Source organism: Nonomuraea sp. CA-218870, assembly GCF_050936535.1.
Lineage (GTDB): Bacteria > Actinomycetota > Actinomycetes > Streptosporangiales > Streptosporangiaceae > Nonomuraea > Nonomuraea corallina.
The window spans coordinates 1,383,792-1,401,653 of sequence record NZ_JBNJMN010000002.1 but is presented as its reverse complement, the minus strand read 5'-3'; the positions used below and the strand labels follow the sequence as shown (position 1 = coordinate 1,401,653).

Annotated in this window: 16 protein-coding genes, 2 tRNA genes and 1 riboswitch; of the genes, 10 read left to right on the top strand and 8 right to left on the bottom strand. The window is 69.1% G+C overall.

Features of this window, described 5'->3' with window-relative positions; translation table 11 throughout:
• Positions 1-320: 320 nt before the first annotated feature.
• From ACQEUU_RS35175 to ACQEUU_RS35150, 6 genes are all read right to left on the bottom strand, one after another.
• On the bottom strand, positions 321-2,894 hold the full coding sequence (locus ACQEUU_RS35175; RefSeq protein WP_433074389.1) for a valine--tRNA ligase: 2,574 nt from the start codon (positions 2,892-2,894) through the stop codon (positions 321-323).
• A 70-nt stretch (positions 2,895-2,964) separates the two neighbouring features.
• Positions 2,965-4,248 carry an ATP-dependent Clp protease ATP-binding subunit ClpX gene (gene clpX / locus ACQEUU_RS35170; RefSeq protein WP_270156608.1) on the bottom strand — a complete coding sequence of 428 codons (1,284 nt, stop codon included), beginning with the start codon at positions 4,246-4,248 and terminating at the stop codon, positions 2,965-2,967.
• Between the two features lie 176 nt (positions 4,249-4,424).
• Complete coding sequence (locus ACQEUU_RS35165; protein WP_270156607.1) at positions 4,425-5,048, bottom strand: ATP-dependent Clp protease proteolytic subunit; 624 nt, start codon at positions 5,046-5,048, stop codon at positions 4,425-4,427.
• Positions 5,049-5,060: 12 nt separating this feature from the next.
• Positions 5,061-5,693, bottom strand: coding sequence for a ClpP family protease (locus tag ACQEUU_RS35160; RefSeq protein ID WP_433074384.1), 633 nt, complete (start codon positions 5,691-5,693; stop codon positions 5,061-5,063).
• 185 nt (positions 5,694-5,878) lie between these two features.
• Positions 5,879-7,261, bottom strand: a complete 1,383-nt coding sequence (tig, locus tag ACQEUU_RS35155; RefSeq protein ID WP_433074381.1) for a trigger factor — start codon at positions 7,259-7,261, stop codon at positions 5,879-5,881.
• Between the two features lie 150 nt (positions 7,262-7,411).
• Positions 7,412-8,278 (bottom strand): helix-turn-helix domain-containing protein, encoded by an 867-nt coding sequence (locus ACQEUU_RS35150; RefSeq protein WP_433074378.1) that lies wholly within the window; start codon positions 8,276-8,278, stop codon positions 7,412-7,414.
• 234 nt (positions 8,279-8,512) lie between these two features.
• Here ACQEUU_RS35150 and ACQEUU_RS35145 point away from each other — a divergent pair, with 234 nt between their 5' ends.
• Positions 8,513-8,989 (top strand): ATP-binding protein, encoded by a 477-nt coding sequence (locus ACQEUU_RS35145; protein WP_433074375.1) that lies wholly within the window; start codon positions 8,513-8,515, stop codon positions 8,987-8,989.
• Between the two features lie 14 nt (positions 8,990-9,003).
• Here the strand turns inward: ACQEUU_RS35145 and ACQEUU_RS35140 are convergent, their stop codons facing one another.
• Positions 9,004-9,156 carry a hypothetical protein gene (locus ACQEUU_RS35140; RefSeq protein WP_270156602.1) on the bottom strand — a complete coding sequence of 51 codons (153 nt, stop codon included), beginning with the start codon at positions 9,154-9,156 and terminating at the stop codon, positions 9,004-9,006.
• Positions 9,157-9,290: 134 nt separating this feature from the next.
• Between ACQEUU_RS35140 and ACQEUU_RS35135 the strand changes: the two genes are divergently transcribed.
• Positions 9,291-10,079 carry a hypothetical protein gene (locus ACQEUU_RS35135; RefSeq protein ID WP_433074372.1) on the top strand — a complete coding sequence of 263 codons (789 nt, stop codon included), beginning with the start codon at positions 9,291-9,293 and terminating at the stop codon, positions 10,077-10,079.
• Here ACQEUU_RS35135 and ACQEUU_RS35130 read toward each other — a convergent pair.
• Positions 10,061-10,134: transfer RNA gene (locus ACQEUU_RS35130), tRNA-Pro, on the bottom strand. The genes ACQEUU_RS35135 and ACQEUU_RS35130 overlap by 19 nt on opposite strands.
• A gap of 89 nt (positions 10,135-10,223) precedes the next feature.
• Here ACQEUU_RS35130 and ACQEUU_RS35125 point away from each other — a divergent pair.
• The 8 genes from ACQEUU_RS35125 (at position 10,224) to ACQEUU_RS35090 (ending at position 17,657) form a co-directional block, all read left to right on the top strand.
• Positions 10,224-10,297: transfer RNA gene (locus ACQEUU_RS35125), tRNA-Gly, on the top strand.
• 140 nt (positions 10,298-10,437) lie between these two features.
• Complete coding sequence (locus ACQEUU_RS35120) at positions 10,438-11,067, top strand: uridine kinase (RefSeq protein ID WP_433074369.1); 630 nt, start codon at positions 10,438-10,440, stop codon at positions 11,065-11,067.
• 25 nt (positions 11,068-11,092) lie between these two features.
• A complete protein-coding gene (locus ACQEUU_RS35115; protein WP_433074366.1) occupies positions 11,093-11,983 on the top strand; it encodes an LLM class flavin-dependent oxidoreductase in 891 nt (296 codons plus the stop codon).
• Positions 11,984-12,025: 42 nt separating this feature from the next.
• Positions 12,026-13,336 carry a TrpB-like pyridoxal phosphate-dependent enzyme gene (locus ACQEUU_RS35110; RefSeq protein ID WP_433074363.1) on the top strand — a complete coding sequence of 437 codons (1,311 nt, stop codon included), beginning with the start codon at positions 12,026-12,028 and terminating at the stop codon, positions 13,334-13,336.
• Positions 13,337-13,448: 112 nt separating this feature from the next.
• Positions 13,449-14,228, top strand: coding sequence for a DeoR/GlpR family DNA-binding transcription regulator (locus ACQEUU_RS35105; protein ID WP_433074360.1), 780 nt, complete (start codon positions 13,449-13,451; stop codon positions 14,226-14,228).
• A complete protein-coding gene (gene galT / locus ACQEUU_RS35100; RefSeq protein ID WP_433074358.1) occupies positions 14,225-15,307 on the top strand; it encodes a galactose-1-phosphate uridylyltransferase in 1,083 nt (360 codons plus the stop codon). Before ACQEUU_RS35105 ends, galT begins: the two co-directional genes overlap by 4 nt.
• Before the next feature lie 66 nt (positions 15,308-15,373).
• A riboswitch (cyclic di-AMP (ydaO/yuaA leader) is annotated at positions 15,374-15,513 on the top strand.
• Between the two features lie 5 nt (positions 15,514-15,518).
• Entirely contained in the window at positions 15,519-16,508 is a 990-nt protein-coding gene (locus tag ACQEUU_RS35095) for a coiled-coil domain-containing protein (protein ID WP_433074355.1), read from the top strand.
• Between the two features lie 171 nt (positions 16,509-16,679).
• Positions 16,680-17,657 (top strand): hypothetical protein, encoded by a 978-nt coding sequence (locus ACQEUU_RS35090; RefSeq protein ID WP_433074352.1) that lies wholly within the window; start codon positions 16,680-16,682, stop codon positions 17,655-17,657.
• The last annotated feature ends 205 nt before the right edge of the window (positions 17,658-17,862 follow it).

Below are 17,862 nucleotides of genomic sequence, written 5' to 3'. Positions count from 1 at the left end.
TACATCCCGGCAAGATCCACAGCGGGCCCCTGCCGAAGAGGCGTTCATTCGTTTCGTACCCTTATTTTACCAGATCCGGATGATTCTTGTCAAACCACCCGATTCCGGTAGAATCCGGACGCCCCTTCCGGGGCAACCCTGCTAACTTACCCGAACTTTTCGCCTGTGTCCAATGACGCGCATGGACCCAGACCGGAAGCTCGGACTTGTCGCCAGGGGTGTCGGGGCGAGAACCGCCCCGCGCAGGAAACTGTAGCAGCCTGCGAACGGTCGGAAGGCCCGTTCCCGGTAACGAATGAGCCTTCCCTCGTCCGTACGGCTCAAACCTTCAGGGCGGCGAGCTGTGCTTCGAGGCGCGTGATGTCGGCCGCGGCCTGGTCGGCGCGTGCCCGCACCTTGGTCACGACCTCGGCGGGGGCCTTGGCCATGAACTGCTCGTTGCCGAGCTTGCCTGCGGCCTGGGCGGCCTCCTTGCGGGCGGCGGCGAGGTCCTTCTCCAGGCGCTTACGCTCGGCCTCGACGTCGATGGCGCCGGCCGTGTCGATCTCCACGGTCACGCCGCCGACGGTGAGGCGGGCCGTCGCCGAGAAGGTTTCCGCCGGCTCGGTGAGGCGCAGCAGCGCGCGGATGGCCCGCTCCTGACTCTCCACCGGGCTGCCCGCCAGGCCCAGCCTGGCCGCCACCTTCTGGCCCGGCTTGAGCCCCTGGTCGGAGCGGAACCTGCGGACCTCCGTGACGACCTCCTGCAGGGCGGCGATCTCGGCCTCCGCCGCCGCGTCACGGTAGCGGGGGTCGGCCTCGGGCCAGGGGGCGACGACGATGGACTCGGCGCCGGTCAGGGCGCGCCACAACTCCTCACTGACGAACGGCACCAGCGGGTGGAGCAGGCGCAGCAGGGCGTCGAGCACCTGACCCAGCACCAGCCGGGTGTGGTCGAGACCCTCACCCAGCTGGATCTTGGCCAGCTCCAGGTACCAGTCGCAGACCTCGTCCCAGGCGAAGTGGTAGAGCAGCTCGGAGGCCTTGGCGAACTCGTAGCCGTCCAGGGCCGCGTCGGCCGCCGTGATGACGCTCTGCAGCCGGGAGAGGATCCACCGGTCGGCGGCCGTGAGGTCGGCGCCGTCGAGCGAGCCCACGGCGGCGCCGTTCATCAGCGCGAACCGGGTCGCGTTCCAGATCTTGTTGCAGAAGTTGCGCGAGCCGGCCGCCCACTCCTCGCTGATGGCCACGTCGGCGCCGGGGTTGGCGCCGCGCAGCAGCGTGAAGCGGGTGGCGTCGGCGCCGAAGCGCTCGATCCAGTCGAGCGGGTCGACGACGTTGCCGAACGACTTCGACATCTTCTTGCCGTACTGGTCGCGGACCATGCCGTGCAGGGCCACGACGCGGAACGGCGGCTCGCCGTCCATCGCGTACAGACCGAACATCATCATCCGGGCGACCCAGAAGAACAGGATGTCGTAGCCCGTCACCAGGACGGAGGTCGGGTAGAAGCGCTCCAGCTCGGGCGTGCGCTCGGGCCAGCCCAGGGTGGAGAACGGCCACAGCCCGGAGGAGAACCACGTGTCGAGCACGTCGGGGTCCTGGACGTAGCCCTCCGGCGGCGTCTCGTCGGGACCGACGCAGACGACCTCGCCGTTGGGGCCGTACCAGACCGGGATGCGGTGGCCCCACCAGAGCTGGCGGGAAATGCACCAGTCGTGCATGTCGTCCACCCAGTCGAAGTAGCGCTTGGCCATCTCCGGCGGGTGGATGCTGGTGCGGCCGTCGCGGACCGCGTCGCCGGCCTCCTTGGCGAGCGGGCCCACGTTCACGAACCACTGCAGGGACAGCCGCGGCTCGACGACGGTCTTGCAGCGCGAGCAGTGGCCGACCGAGTGGAGGTACGGGCGCTTCTCCTCGACGATGAGACCCTCGGCGCGCAGCGCGGCCACCACGGCCGGGCGCGCCTCGAACCGGTCGAGCCCCTCGAACGGCCCGTGAGCGGTGATGACGCCGCGCTCGTCCATGACCGTCATGGACGGCAGCGAGTGGCGCCGGCCGATCTCGAAGTCGTTGGGGTCGTGGGCCGGGGTCACCTTGACCGCGCCGGTGCCGAACGCCGGGTCGACGTGCTCGTCGGCCACGACCGGGATGCGGCGGCCGGTCAGCGGCAGCTCGACGGTGGTGCCGATGAGGTGCGCGTAGCGCTCGTCGGAGGGGTGGACGGCCACGGCCGTGTCGCCGAGCATGGTCTCGGCCCGGGTGGTGGCCACCACGATCTCGTCGGAGTAGCGGATCGAGACGAGCTCGCCCTCGTCCTCGCTGTGCTCGACCTCGATGTCGGACAGCGCGGTGAGGCAGCGCGGGCACCAGTTGATGATGCGCTCCGCGCGGTAGACGAGCCCGTCGTCGTAGAGCTTCTTGAACATGGTGAGGACGGCCCGCGACAGGCCCTCGTCCATGGTGAAACGCTCGCGCGCCCAGTCGACGCCGTCGCCGAGCTTGCGCATCTGGCCGAGGATCTTGCCGCCGGACTCTTCCTTCCACTCCCAGACTCGCTCGACGAACGCCTCGCGGCCCAGGTCATGACGGGATCTGCCCTGCTTGGCGAGCTCCCGTTCGACCACGTTCTGAGTGGCGATGCCGGCGTGGTCCATGCCTGGCAGCCAGAGCGTCTCGTGGCCGAGCATCCGGGCGCGTCGGGTCAGCGCGTCCTGGATCGAGTGGTCGAGCGCGTGGCCGATGTGGAGCGAGCCGGTCACGTTGGGCGGCGGCAGGACGATGGTGTAAGGCGTGCGCGGGCTGCCCGGGTCGGCGTGGAAATAGCCCTCGGCTACCCACCGCTCGTAGCTGCGGGTCTCGACGTCGGCCGGGGTGTACTGGGTGGGCAGCTCTGGCGTTGTCACGGTGACCAATTCTAGGGAGACGGGAAAGGGAAACGCCCCATGGAGGGTGTCCACGGGGCGCTGGCCTTGCCGGAGAGGCTCAGGCCGACTTCTCTCGTGGAGTCCGCTGCTGCTTGGCGGCGAGCTGGTCTCGGGGTACGAGAGTCGGGATCGCGTGTTCCAGCACCGACTCGCGGGTGATGACGACGCGGGCCACGTCCTGCCGGGAGGGCACCTCGTACATCACGGACAGGAGCACCTCCTCCAGGATCGCGCGCAGGCCGCGGGCGCCGGTGCCGCGCAGGATGGCCTGGTCGGCGATGGCCTCCAGGGCGTCGTCGGTGAACTCCAGCTCCACGCCGTCGAGCTCGAACAGCTTGCGGTACTGCTTGACGAGCGCGTTGCGCGGCTCGGTGAGGATCTGGATGAGGGCCTCACGGTCGAGGTTGTGCACCGAGGTGATGACCGGCAACCGGCCGACGAACTCGGGGATCATGCCGAACTTCAGCAGGTCCTCTGGCATCACGTCGGCGAAGATGTCGGCCGTGTCGACCTCTTCCTTGGACCGGATGATGGCGTTGAAGCCGATGCCCTTCTTGCCGATCCGCGACTCGATGATCTTTTCGAGGCCGGCGAACGCACCACCGCAGATGAACAGCACGTTGGTGGTGTCGATCTGGATGAACTCCTGATGCGGATGCTTGCGGCCGCCCTGCGGCGGCACCGAGGCCGTGGTGCCTTCGAGGATCTTCAGCAGCGCCTGCTGGACGCCCTCGCCGGAGACGTCGCGCGTGATCGACGGGTTCTCGCTCTTGCGGGCGATCTTGTCGACCTCGTCGATGTAGATGATGCCGGTCTCGGCCTTCTTGACGTCGTAGTCGGCGGCCTGGATGAGCTTGAGCAGGATGTTCTCGACATCCTCGCCGACGTAGCCGGCCTCGGTGAGGGCCGTCGCGTCCGCGATGGCGAAGGGCACGTTGAGCATCTTCGCCAGGGTCTGCGCGAGCAACGTCTTGCCCGAGCCCGTCGGGCCGAGCAGCAGGATGTTGCTCTTGGACAGCTCAAGACCGTCGTCTCTGCCCCGGTCACCGGACTGCACCCGCTTGTAGTGGTTGTAGACCGCCACCGAGAGCGCCTTCTTCGCCTTGTCCTGACCGATGACGTAGGCGTCGAGGAACTCGAAGATCTCCCTCGGCTTGGGCAGGTTGTCCCACTTGAGCTCGGAGGACTCGGAGAGCTCCTCCTCGATGATCTCGTTGCAGAGATCGATGCACTCATCGCAGATGTAGACGCCTGGACCGGCGATGAGCTTCTTGACTTGCTTCTGGCTCTTTCCACAGAACGAGCACTTCAGCAGGTCTCCCCCGTCGCCGATGCGTGCCACCCCAGATACTCCTTTGCGTGGGACCGCCCTGCTCTCCGCGATCCGTATCCTCCGGACCCGGTCCGAACCGCTCAGGTTTCGACGTTACCGTCTTCTGGGCCCTCAGTGAGCCCCCTAGCGGCGAGTCGCACCGGAACGTGCCCTCTTGGGCAGCGCTCCGGTGCCTCACGTCTCGTCTAGGAAGCGACGGGCTGAGCTCGCTTCTTCCTGGACGGGATAATGTCATCGATCAGACCATACGCCTTCGCCTCGTCGGCGTTGAGAATTTTGTCGCGTTCGATGTCCTTCCGGACCTCGGCGGCGGACCGTCCGGCATGCCGCGCCACGATCTCCTCGAGGAGCGAGCGCATGCGGAGGATCTCTCTGGCCTGGATCTCGATGTCGCTGCCCTGGCCGCCGCCCTCGGTGGACGGCTGGTGGATCAGCATCCGCGCGTTGGGCAGCGCGAACCGCTTGCCCGGGGTGCCGCCGGCCAGCAGCACGGCCGCGGCCGAGGCGGCCTGGCCGAGGCAGACGGTCTGGATCTCGGGCCGGACGAACTGCATCGTGTCGTAGATCGCCGTCATGGCCGTGAACGACCCGCCGGGCGAGTTGATGTAGATGCTGATGTCACGGTCGGGATCGAGCGACTCCAGCGTCAGCAGCTGGGCCATCACGTCGTTGGCCGAGGCGTCGTCGATCTGCACCCCGAGGAAGATGATGCGGTCCTCGAAGAGCTTGTTGTACGGGTTCATCTCCTTCACGCCGTAGGACGTGCGTTCGACGAAGGAGGGGAGAACGTAGCGGCTTTCGATGTTCAACTTTCAGCTCCCCTAGGAGACCGGGCCCTGCGAGGGCACCTGCCGAGCGCTGCGCACGACGTGGTCGATGAAGCCGTAGTCCTTGGCCTCGTCGGCCGTGAACCAGCGGTCGCGATCGGAGTCGCGCTCGATGACCTCCAGCGGCTGCCCCGTGTGGGCGGCGATACGCTCGGCCAGCGTCTTCTTCACGTAGAGCATCTGCTCGGCCTGGATGGCGATGTCCGCCGCGGTGCCGCCGATGCCGCCGGAGGGCTGGTGCATCATGACGCGGGCGTGCGGCAGCGCGTAGCGCTTGCCTCTGGCGCCCGCCGACAGCAGGAACTGCCCCATCGAGGCGGCCATGCCCATGACGACCGTGGAGACGTCGTTGGGCACGTATTCCATCATGTCGTAGATCGCCATGCCGGCGCTGACGGAGCCGCCCGGCGAGTTGATGTAGAGAGTGATGTCGCGATCCGGGTCGTCGGCGGCCAGGAGCAGCAGCTCGGCGCAGATCCGGTTGGCGATCTCGTCGTTGACCTCCTGGCCGAGCACGATGATCCGCTCACGCAGCAGGCGCTGGTAAAGCTGGTCCTCAAGCCGGAAGGCCGAGCCGTTTTCACGGCCTCGCGACTCAGGCTGGAAGAAGGTCGGCGGGCTGCTCACAGCTTCACCTTCCGATGCGTCGTAATCGATGGGCTTTGCTTGTGACCCTAACGCGCGCCGCACACAGGTCATGCCCGGTCCACGGGCTGTTCGCTGACGGCGCATGCCTTCAGGCATGGTCGAAGCCCCCGGCAGGCCCGCTGCATTCGGGCCGGACGGGGGCTTCGGACGGTGACGGGGCGTGGTTACGCCTCGGCCTTCCGCTCTTCGGCCTCCTCGGCCGGCTCCTCGGTGACCTCTTCACCGTTGATCTCGGTGTAGATGGCCTTGAGGTCGACCTCGGCGCCCTCGGTGTCGACGACCTTGGCGGCGTCGCCCAGAACGGCCTTGGCCTTGTCGCGGACGATCTCGACCATGGCCAGCGTCAGCTGGTCGTTGTCGGCGAGGTGCTGGGCCAGCTGGTTGGGCTGGACGCCCATCTCCATGGCCCGGCGGACCACGAAGTTGGTCAGCTCCTGCTCGCTGACGCCGAGCTCCTCGGCCTTGACGATCTTGTCGAGCACGAAGCCGACCTTGATGGCGCGGGCCGAGGCGGTCTCGAACTCGGCGAAGCGCTCCTCCTCCGTCGTCTGGTAGAGACGGAAGTAGGCGTCGCGGCTCAGGCCGCTCTCGGCGATCTGGTGCTCGAGGTTGTGCTTGCGGGCGTCGATCTCGGCCTTGAGCGCGCTCTCCGGGATCGGGATGTCGATCTTCTCCAGGAGGGCTTCGAGCGCCTTGTCGCGGGCCTGCACGACCTGGTCGATGAGCTTGGTGCGGCGGACCTGCTCGCGGATGCTCTCCTTGAGCTCGTCGAGCGTGTCGAACTCGCTGGCGAGCTGCGCGAACTCGTCGTCGAGCTCCGGCAGCACCTTCTCCTTGACCGACTTGACGGTGATGATGACGTCGGCCTCGTCGCCGGCGTTCTCGCCGCCGACGAGCTCGGTGCGGAAGCTCTTCTCCTCGTCCGCGGACATGCCCACGAGCGCGTCGTCGAGGCCCTGGAGCACGGAGCCGGCGCCGACCTCGTAGGAGACCTCGCTGGCCTGCTGCTCCTCGATGTTCTCGCCGTCGATCTCGGCCCGCAGGTCCATCACGACGTAGTCGCCGGTGGCGGCCGGGCGCTCGACGCCGGTCAGCGTCGCGAACCGCTGGCGCAGCGCGTCGAGCTGGGCCTCGATGTCGGCGTCGGCGACCTCGGCGGAGTCGACGGTGATCTCGGCGCCCTGGTAGTCGGGCACGTCGAAGCTGGGACGGACGTCGACCTCGGCGGTGAACTCGATCTGCTCACCGTCGTCGATCTTCGTGACCTCGATGTCCGGCTGGCTGACCGGGAACACGTCGACCTCGTCGACGGCCTGGCCGTAGAGCTTGGGCACCGCGTCGTTGAGGGTCTCCTCCAGCACGACCGCCCGGCCGAAGCGCTGCTCGATGATGCGCGCAGGGACCTTGCCAGGGCGGAACCCGGGGACCCGCACCTGCTGCGCGACCTTCTTGTACGCCGCATCCATGCTCGGGCGCAGCTCTTCGAACGGCACCTCGACAGTGAGCTTCACCCGGGTCGGGCTGAGCTCCTCGACAGCGGTCTTCACGGGGTGGTCTCCTTGATCAAGCTTCGAGTGATCGCGGGCGCGTCCATTCGGTACGGCTCGCGCGCCGCGCCCACATAATCGGCGTTGGGGCACGCTCCGCAACGGCGGCATCCAAGCGCCACGGTCAGTCTAGGGCAGACCTGGCGACTCTCAGAACTCATCCGCGATGGCGCGCAGCAGCTCCACCGTCTCGTCCGGCGTGGTACTGACGGCGCACAGCCGCTCCATGACCTCGCTGTAGCGGTCGACGTCCTCGCGCTTGTCCAGGTAGAGGGCGCTGGCGAGCTGCTCGACGTAGACGACGTCGGGCAGGTCGTTGTCCGGGAAGCGCAGGATGGCGAACGCGCCGCCCTCGGCGCTGTGACCGCCGAAGCTGAACGGCATGACCTGGATCGTGATGCTCGGCTGCCGCATCAGGTCGATCAGGTGCTCGATCTGCGCGCGCATGACCTCGGCGCCGCCGATGGGCCGGCGCAGGGCGGCCTCGTCGATGACCGCCCAGAAGATCGGGCCGTCGGGCTTGTCGAACAGCCGCTGGCGTTCGAGCCGCAGGTCGACGCGCCGGGAGATCTCGTCGGGGCTGAGCCCCGCCGATCCGGCGGTGACGACCGCGCGCGCGTACTCCTTGGTCTGCAGCAGGCCCGGGACGAACTGGACCTCGTACGTCCTGATCCGGGTGGCGGCCTCCTCGAGGCCCACGTACGCCTGGAACCAGGTGGGCAGGATGTCGTTGAACCGGTGCCACCAGCCGGGTTCGTTGGCGGTGGCCACCAGATCGAGCACGGCGTCGCGCGCCTTGTCGTCGGTCACCCCGTACAGGGTCAGCAGGTCGGCGACGTCACGCTCCTTGAAGCCGACCCGGCCGAGCTCCATCCGGCTGATCTTGGATTCGGAGCCTCTGATGAGGTGCCCCGCCTCCTCGCGGGTGACGCCCTTGCTCTCCCTGAGCTTGCGGAGTTGAGATCCCAGAAGGATGCGCAGCGCCGTAGGGCCGGAACCCGGCTGGTTCTGCGTCACTCTGCCTCCTATCAAGGTCCGCACCACACAGTGACACCACATCGCCGGGTATGACAAGGTCTCAGCCTGGTGTCCGATTCGGATCCGGCATCGAATGACCGCAGCCCCTCGTACCTTGCACATGCACGTGCATTCGGGTCTTGCAGCGACACCCCGTCGTGACCCATGATGGCTTAGTGCATTCTGGGCTAAACATGCACTAACCATGGCGGGAAACCGGGAGGTAGTGGCGGGATGGTGGAGGACCCTCTGGCCACTGCCGGCTGCCTCCAGATCACCCGTGAGGTGGGCTTCGACCAGTTGCTCACCTCGGCCAAGCCCTACACCACGGCGTGCCCCCTGCCCTTCCAGGCCGACTCGGTCAAGACGGCAAGAGACGTCACCCGCTCCACCCTCGCCCGCTGGGGCCTGTCCGAGCTGGGCGACGACGCCGCCCTCGTGGTCTCCGAACTCGTCACGAACGCCGTGCGGTACGGCATGTACGCGCGAGGCCGACGCGAGATCACCCTGCTGCTGATGCGGGTGGCACCGCACGTGCTGCTGGCGGTCGCCGACCCCAGCGACGACGTGCCGCGCCCCAAGGAGCCCGACTTCATCTCCGAGAACGGCCGCGGGCTCTACATCGTGGAGACGTACAGCCAGTGCTGGGGCTGGGACCCGCTGGCGCGCGGCGGCAAGGCCGTCTGGGCGCTCTTCCGCGCCGACTCCTGACCCTCCCGCGCGTCTCAGGACCCGCGGCGGTCCAGGAAGAACCAGGCGCCCAGGCAGAGCAGCGCCATCACGCAGAAGAACGCCACCAGCCCCCGCCCGTCGAAGACGAAGGCGGCCAGCACGAACACCGCGGCTGCGCCGGCGGCCAAGGAGGAAGTGCGTATCACACGGGCATTCTGCCGCACGCGGCGAACCGCACGCGTCCGGCCTGTGACCCGGACGACGGCCGGAGGTGACGCCACCGGCCGGAGGCAGGGCACGCGATGCGAACCTTTCGGGAAGGCCGCACATCTAATGACTCATGATCAAACGGACGATGACCGTGGCGTTGGCGATCGGCTCGGTTCTGGCAGGAGCGAGCGTGGTCGCCCATGCCGCCACCGCCCCCAGGATTCCCAAGAACTTCCTGCTGACCGAGCGCGCGGCCGTCAAGGGACCCGTCGCCGGGGACGAGGAGTGGTGGACGATCAGCGACAGCCTGTCTCAGCAGCTCCACGTCAACCCCTGCCGCTCAAAAGGGAAGCCCCGCGACGGCCGGGTGGCGATGCGCACCATCACCTACCTGAGCAGCGCGCCCTCGAGCGCCGGCGAACAACTGGTCCTGTACAGCAACGCCGGATCCGCCCAGGCCGCCTTCCGTAAGCTCCGTGCCGACCTGGCCACGTGCTCGAAGCCGGCCGTGGTGAAGCGCGACCGGTTCGGCTACGTGAGCAAGCCGTTGCGCGTCGGGGACGAGGCTCTGTCGGTGGAGGGTCACGACTACGACGCGGCCGGCAGGCGTCTGTCCCAGTTCGACGACCTGGCGGTGGTCGGCCGTCGAGGCGCCGCCCTGTTCCTCTACTCCAGCAACGGCAGAGACCCGGAAGCGAAGAAAGAGATCACCGGTCAGGCCGGAAAGATGGCGAAGAAGGTCTGCGGCCTTCCCGGCGTGTGCGACGAGAAGACCGGCCCAGGCTGGCCGGGCGAGAGCGAAGGCCGCGTGCTGATCGGGCCCGCGTCTCCGAGCGGCCCAGACCTCGACCAGAAGGCCACTCCCCATCCGGGTGAGTGGCTTCCTGCTGGTCGACCAAGTCGGGGCGACAGGATTTGAACCTGCGACTTCTTGCTCCCAAAGCAAGCGCGCTGCCAAGCTGCGCCACGCCCCGCCGCGCCGGGTACGCGCGCGCTCCGGGACTCCGGTACGCTTACGCCCTGACGACCGGATGCAGTCTAGACCAGACTTCGACCGGTTCGCGCGGACGTAGCTCAATGGTAGAGCCCTAGTCTTCCAAACTAGCTACGCGGGTTCGATTCCCGTCGTCCGCTCCACCAGCGAAGGCCCAGGCCGGGGAGACTCTCCCGAACCCGGGCCTTCCTCGTACCTGTTCCGCCGCTGCGGCGGACCCCGTCCGGATGGTCAACACCGGTTCGCCGCCGCCCGGTCGCGGTGCGGCTCGTAGGCTCGGGGGATGCGGGTACGACCGATCTCCGTCGAGGCGCTGGCCGAGGAGCTCGCCGACAGGATCGCCGGCCGGCCGCGCGAGGCGTGGGTGCGGGTGGCGGTCGACGGGGCGGCGGCGGCCCTGCCGGGTGAGCTGGCCGATCGGCTGGTGGCGCCGCTGCGGGTGCGCGGCCGGGAGGTGCTGCGGGTGTCCGCCGGCGACTTCCTGCGTCCCGCGTCGCTGCGGCTGGAGTTCGGGCGGACGGATCCGGACGTGTTCTACGACGAGTGGCTCGACACCGGGGCGCTGCTGCGCGAGGTGCTGGAGCCGCTGGGTCCTGGGCGGTCGGGGAAGGTGCTGCCCGCGCTGTGGGACAGCGGGGCCGACCGGGCCTACCGGGTGCCGTACCGGACGCTGCCTGCGGGCGGGGTGCTGCTGCTCGACGGCACGCTGCTGCTGGGCCGGGGACTGCCGGTCGAGCTGGCCGTGCACGTGTGGCTCTCGCCGGGCGCGCTGGAGCGCCGCACGCCCGTGGAGGAGCGCTGGCGGTTGCCGGCGTACGAGCGGTACGAGCGCGAGGCCCGGCCGCAGGAGGTCGCCGACGTGGTGGTGAGGGCGGATCACCCGGCCCGGCTCGCGGTGAAGGTCGCGTACTGAGCGGATCGCGGGTAGATGTCCGGTCATGAGGGATTACGGGCGCCCGCTGGAGTTCGGCTACTTCCTGGTGCCGAACGCCGACGATCCGCTGGTCGAGTACGCGCGACTGGCCGACCGGCTGGGGCTGGAGCTGATCGGCGTGCAGGATCACCCCTATCAGCGGCGTTACGTCGAGACGTGGACGCTGCTGAGTGTGATCGCCACCGCGACCGAGCGGGTGCGGGTGTTCCCCGACGTGGCGAGCCTGCCGATGCGCCGGCCGGCGGTGCTCGCCAAGGCGGCGGCCAGCCTCGACCTGCTCAGCGGCGGCCGGGTGGAGCTGGGGCTGGGCGCCGGGACGTTCTGGGACGCGATCGAGGCGTACGGGGAGACGCGGCGCACGCCGGGGCAGGCGATCGGCGCGCTGGAGGAGGCCGTCTCGGTCGTCAGGGAGATCTGGAGCGGCGAGCGCAACCGGCGCTTCGACGGCGAGCACTACCGGCTGGCGGGCGCGCAGGCCGGGCCCAGGCCGGCGCACCCGATGGAGATCTGGCTCGGCGTCGGCGGGCCGCGGGCGCTGGCGCTCACCGGCAGGGTGGCCGACGGCTGGCTGCCGTCCTCGTCGTGGGCACCGCCAGAGCGGCTGCCGGAGCTGCAGGCGCGGGTCGACGAGGGCGCGGAGAAGGCCGGGCGGCGGCCGCGGGACGTGCGCAGGCTCTACAACGTCAACGGCACCATCACCGACGGCCCGAGCGAGGGCTTCCTCAAGGGGCCGGCCGGGCAGTGGGTGGACGAGCTGACGGACCTGGCGGTGGGGTACGGGATGGACACGTTCATCCTGTGGCCTGAGGGCGATCAGCGGGAGCAGCTGGCCAGGTTCGCCGAGGAGATCGTGCCGGAGGTGCGCCGCCAGGTGGCGGCCGAGCGCGGCGCCTGACGGTGCTGGATTCCTGACCGGCGGCGGGAGCAGACTGGAGCAATGATCCCGAGCAACTGGTACAACATCGTTCCCGATCTGCCCGTCCCGCCGCCTCCGCCGCTGCACCCGGCGACGAGGGAGCCGATCGGTCCCGATGACCTGGCGCCGCTGTTCCCGATGGAGCTCATCCGTCAGGAGGTCAGCCAGGAGCGGTTCGTCCCCATCCCGCAGGAGGTGCTGGACGTCTACCGGCTGTGGCGTCCGACCCCGCTGATGCGCGCCCGCAACCTGGAGAGGTCGCTGGGCACCCCGGCGCGCATCTACTACAAGTACGAGGGCGTCTCCCCGGCCGGCTCCCACAAGCCGAACACCGCCGTCCCGCAGGCGTACTACAACGCCCGGGAGGGCGTGCGCAGGCTCACCACCGAGACGGGCGCCGGGCAGTGGGGCAGCTCGCTGGCCTTCGCCTGCGCCCAGTTCGGCCTGGAGTGCGAGATCTGGATGGTCCGCGCCTCCTACGACCAGAAGCCGTACCGTTCGGCGCTGATGCGCGTCTACGGGGCGAGCGTGCACGCGAGCCCGTCCACCGTTACGCAGTCGGGCAGCAAGGTGCTGGCCGAGCACCCCGACTCCCCCGGCAGCCTGGGCATCGCGATCAGCGAGGCGGTGGAGGCCGCCGCGTCGGCAGGCGACACCCGGTACGCGCTCGGGTCCGTGCTCAACCACGTGCTCATGCACCAGACGGTGATCGGCGAGGAGGCGCTGGCGCAGCTGGAGGAGATGCCGGACGTCATCGTCGGCTGCACCGGCGGCGGCTCGAACTTCGCGGGCCTGGTCTTCCCGTTCCTGCGCCTGAAGCTGGCCGGGGAGATCGACCCGGTCATCAGGGCCGTCGAGCCGGCCGCGTGCCCGTCCTTCACCCGGGGCCGCTACGCCTACGACTTCGGCGACACGGCGGGCCTGACGCCGCTGATGAAGATGCACACCCTGGGCCACGACTTCGTGCCGGACCCGATCCACGCGGGCGGGCTGCGCTATCACGGCATGTCGCCGCTGCTGTCGCACATGTACGAGCTGGGCATGTTCGAGGCGGTCACCCGCTCGCAGACGGAGTGCTTCGAGGCGGGGGTGCGTTTCGCCAGGACCGAGGGCATTCTGCCCGCCCCCGAGCCGACGCACGCGCTGGCCGAGACGATCGCGGAGGCGCTGCGCTGCAAGGAGAGCGGGGAGGAGAAGGTGATCCTGACCGCGCTGTGCGGGCACGGCCACTTCGACCTGGCGGCCTACGAGCGCTACCTGTCGGGTGAGATGGAGGACTTCACGCTGCCGCAGGAGCGCATCGACGAGGCGCTGAGCGGCCTGCCGGCGTGACGGGTGGCCCGCCGCGGCGGGTCGTCAGCGTGCGGCGGGTCATCCACCAATCTCACAATCCCCAACATATTCGTGTCATAATTTGGTGGAATCTGTTGGAAGGAGCGGGGGCGTGCTCGCACAGCAGCGCCAGCAGGCGATCCTCGAACGCGTGCGCAGCAAGGGCGGGGTCCGGGTGGCCGACCTCGTGCGCGAGCTCGGCGTCTCCGACATGACCATCCGCCGGGACCTGGAGGTGCTCGCCGAGCGCGGGCTGCTGGAGAAGGTCCACGGCGGCGCGACCGCCATCGGCCCCGGTTCCACCGAGGAGCCGGGCTTCACCGCCAAGTCGGCCCGCCAGCAGCAGGAGAAGGAGGCCATCGCGCGCCGCGCCGCCCGGCTCGTGCGCCCCGGCACCGCGGTGGCCCTGTCCGCCGGCACCACCACGTGGGCGCTGGCCCATCATCTCATCGGCGTGCCCGAGCTGACCGTGATCACCAATTCGGTCCCCGTCGCCGACGTCTTCCACCGCAACGCCCGCGCCGACCGCACGGTCGTGCTCACCGGCGGCGTGCGGACCCCCTCCGACGCGCTCGTCGGCCCCGTCGCGGTGGCGGCGATCCGGCACCTGCACGTCGACACGCTCTTCCTGGGCGTGCACGGCATGAGCGTGCGCGCCGGGTTCACCACGCCCAACCTGCTGGAGTCCGAGACGGACCGCGAGCTCATCGGCGCCGCGCACCGGCTCGTGGTGCCGGCCGACCACACCAAGTGGAACACCGTCGGCATCAGCACCATCGCCGAGCTGTCGGAGGCCGACGTGGTCATCAGCGACGCGGGGCTGCCGGAGGAGGCGCGCAGGGAACTGGCCGACAGGGCCGGGGAGTTGATCATCGCGGAGGGGGCGGCGTGAAGCGCACCATCACCCATCTGGCCGACGGCCGGGAGCTCATCTACTTCGACCGGGGCGACGGGGCCGACCGCGGCGCCGTCGACCGGCGGCCGCTCGACCCGCGGCCGGTGGCGTCGGAGCTGCGCTACGACCCGCTGACCGAGGAGTGGATCGCGATGGCGGGCCACCGGCAGACCCGGACGTTCCTGCCGCCTGCCCACGAGTGCCCGCTCTGCCCGTCGTCCGAGACGCGGGCGTCGGAGATCCCGGCGTACGACTACGACGTGGTCGTGTTCGAGAACCGCTTCCCCTCCTTCTCCGGAAATTTTGGGACATATCAGGATGCCGGAGGGCTGAGCGAGGTCCGGCCCGGCGTGGGGCGGTGCGAGGTGATGTGTTTCACCTCCCAGCACGACTCCTCGTTCTCCCAGCTCTCCGACGACCGGGTGGAGCTGGTGATGGAGGCCTGGGCCGACCGTACGGCCGAGCTGTCCGCCCTGGAGGGCGTGGAGCAGGTCTTCTGCTTCGAGAACCGGGGCGAGGAGATCGGCATCACGCTGTTCCACCCCCATGGGCAGATCTACGCGTACCCGTACGTGACGCCCCGCACCAGGCTGCAGCTCGGCGCGGCCCGGCGCTACGCGGAGCGGCGGCCCGGACGCAACCTCTTCGCCGACGTGCTGGCGGCCGAGCGGGAGGCCGGGGTCCGGGTGGTCGCGGCCAACGAGCTGTGGACGGCGTTCGTGCCGGCGGCCGCGCGCTGGCCCTTCGAGGTGCACCTCTACCCGCACCGGCAGGCGGCCGACCTGGCCGCGCTCACCGGGGACGAGCGGGCGGCCTTCGCGCCGCTCTACACCTCGGTGCTGCGGGCCCTGGACGGGCTGTTCGGGGTGCCGATGCCGTACATCTCGGCCTGGCACCAGGCGCCGGTCCGGCAGGACCGCGAGCTGGCCTACCTGCATCTGGAGCTGTTCAGCATCCGGCGGGCGCCCGGGAAGCTGAAGTATCTGGCGGGGTCGGAGTCCGCCATGGGCGCGTTCGTCAACGACGTGCTCCCCGAGGAGGCGGCACTCATGCTTCGATCACAAGTAGATCACTAAGAGATTTCCGTTTGGCTCGCATTACTCGTGATCTACCATTAATATGCCTTCGAGCACGGCCGTAACGCCGTGTGAACGCCTAATCCCGGGCGAGCGCCCGGGAGCCGGGGACCCAACGCACCTGGGGTGAATCCACTTCGGTGGTAGGGCAACGCTCCCGTGCCCGAACCCGTCAGCTAACCCGGTAGGCAAGAGGGAGAGGACCCAGTACGTGGCGGCAGCGTCCCCCGCGCACCAAGCCATCGGTTTCGTCACCGCCGCGGCGGTGGCCTTCGCTCCTGTCCTGACCACGGTGACGCTGGCCTCGCTCACGGCCGCGCCCGCGGCGGCGGACCCCAAGCCGACGGAGCAGGAGCTGCGCAAGGAGTTGAAGCAGCTCAACGCGAAGGTCGACGGCCTGATCGAGCGCTACAACCTCAAGCGCGTCGAGCTGGCCGACGCCCGCAAGGCGGCCAAGGCCGCCGAGAAGCGGCTGGCCACGGCCGAGGCGGAGCTGTCGGAGGCCGAGCAGCGGGTCGCCGAGCTGGCTCTGCTGCAGTACCAGAATGGCGGCATGCAGCTGCCCACCCTGCTGACGCTGCCCGACGGCCGCGGCGCGGCCCTGCTGGAGCAGCTCACGGCCGAGCAGCAGGCGCTGGTCGACAAGGTGGCCGGAGCCCGCGACGAGAAGAAGAAGGCGGTCGACGACGCCGCCAAGCTGGCCGCGAAGATCGAGGCCGACGCCGCCGACGTGGTGGACCAGCGCGAGGAGGCCGAGGGCGTCATCGAGGACATCCAGAAGAGACTGGAAGATCTGGTGCCGTTCGCCACCGGCCGCCGTTCCGACGGCAGCTGGGCGCCGCAGCTCCCGTCGGGCTCCGACAACATCACGCCGCGCACCCGCCTGATGAAGACGGAGATCGCGAAGAACTTCGCGCTGCCGTTCAGCGTGGGCTGCTTCCGCGCCGGATCGAGCGGCGAGCATCCGCTGGGGCGGGCCTGCGACTTCATGATGAGCACGGGCGGCTCGATGCCGACGGCCACCCATGCGACGCTGGGCGACCGCATCGCCGAGTGGGCCATCACCAACCGGGCCAAGCTGGGCGTGAAGTACGTCATCTGGAAACAGCGCATCAACCACGGCTCGGGCTGGAGCGGCATGTCCAACCGCGGCAGCATCACCGAGAACCACTTCGACCACGTCCACATCTCGATGCACTGATAGGGGGACGAATAGCATCTGATGAGCTATTCGCCCCCTTGAAGAAGGCGTTTGAGCTGGTCGTCGCCCTGTGAAGGTGGCGTCCGTCGAGGTCGTCCTGTGTTTTGGTGCGTGGCCACCTGCCTGCCACTTTCTCGGTTCGCCGGACGGGATCTCGCATCAGATGCGAGCATGTCGCATCTGATGTATCAGGCACCCGGGGTGTCCTGCGCGATCTGTGGTCGGCGCGACCGTGGTCGGCACACCGGCATCGGTGATGCTCCGGCGTGCTTCGGTTGCATGCTCGCCGATCACGTGGACGCCCTGCTCACGGGGCCTGACGGGAGCATCGCAGGGACACTGATGCCGCTGCGAGAGGCCATTCTCGCGACGAACAACGCCCAGGCTGCCCTCTCCAACTTAGGCCGCAGCCGAGCCCATGACGTCCTAGCGGAGATCGCCGCCGGACGCGCCTCGCTCACCCATGCCACCCTGGACCAGCACGGCTCCAGCCGATCGATCGATCACCTGCGCGCGCTGCTCGTCGCCGCCCATGCCCTCCCCGCCCGCGACGAGCACCTAGTCCGGCTGGAAGCCTTCGCCCGCACTATTGCGGCCTCTGCTCACCCTGACGACAGGACGATCGTTGCTCTGTTCGCGCGCACCCATCTGCTGCGACGCCTCCGCAGACACCTCAGCGGCTCCGCACTCCAGCCTGGAGCGGCCTACCGGGCACGCGCCGAACTCGCCGCCAGCAGTCGCCTCCTCGCCCACTTGCGCCGCCGAGGCCGCACCCTGGCCACCTGTCGACAGATCGACCTGGACGCCTGGCTTGCCAGTCCTCGGCTCGCGAACAGCACTCGCAGTTTCTGGTCTTGGGCCATCAAGACCAGAAACCTGCCGCCCCTGGACATCCCCATCAGGATCAACACCGAGCCGTCCCAGTTCACCCCGGACGACCACCGATGGGCGCAAGCACGACGCCTGCTGACCGAAGACACTCTCCCGACCGCCGACCGGGTCGCCGGCCTCTGGTCCTGCTGCTCGCTCAGCAGGTTAGCCGGATCGCCCGACTCACCCGCAGCCATATCCACCATCGCGACGACGGACGGACCGAGCTCAGCCTCGGTGCCACGAACGTCGTTCTTCCCGGTCCGCTCGCCGACCTGATCAACCAACTTCCCACACCGCGCAGCGATGGCACCGCTCGCCACCTCCACGACGGAACCTGGCTATTCCCCGGCCGTCGCCCCGGCCAGCCCCTCCACCCCACCAACTTGTCCCGCCGCCTAACCCAGCTCGGCCGGCTCCTGTCGTGAACAGCCAGGCCGTCGAGAGCCCAGGATCTGAATTACCCCAGCTCGTGGACATGGGT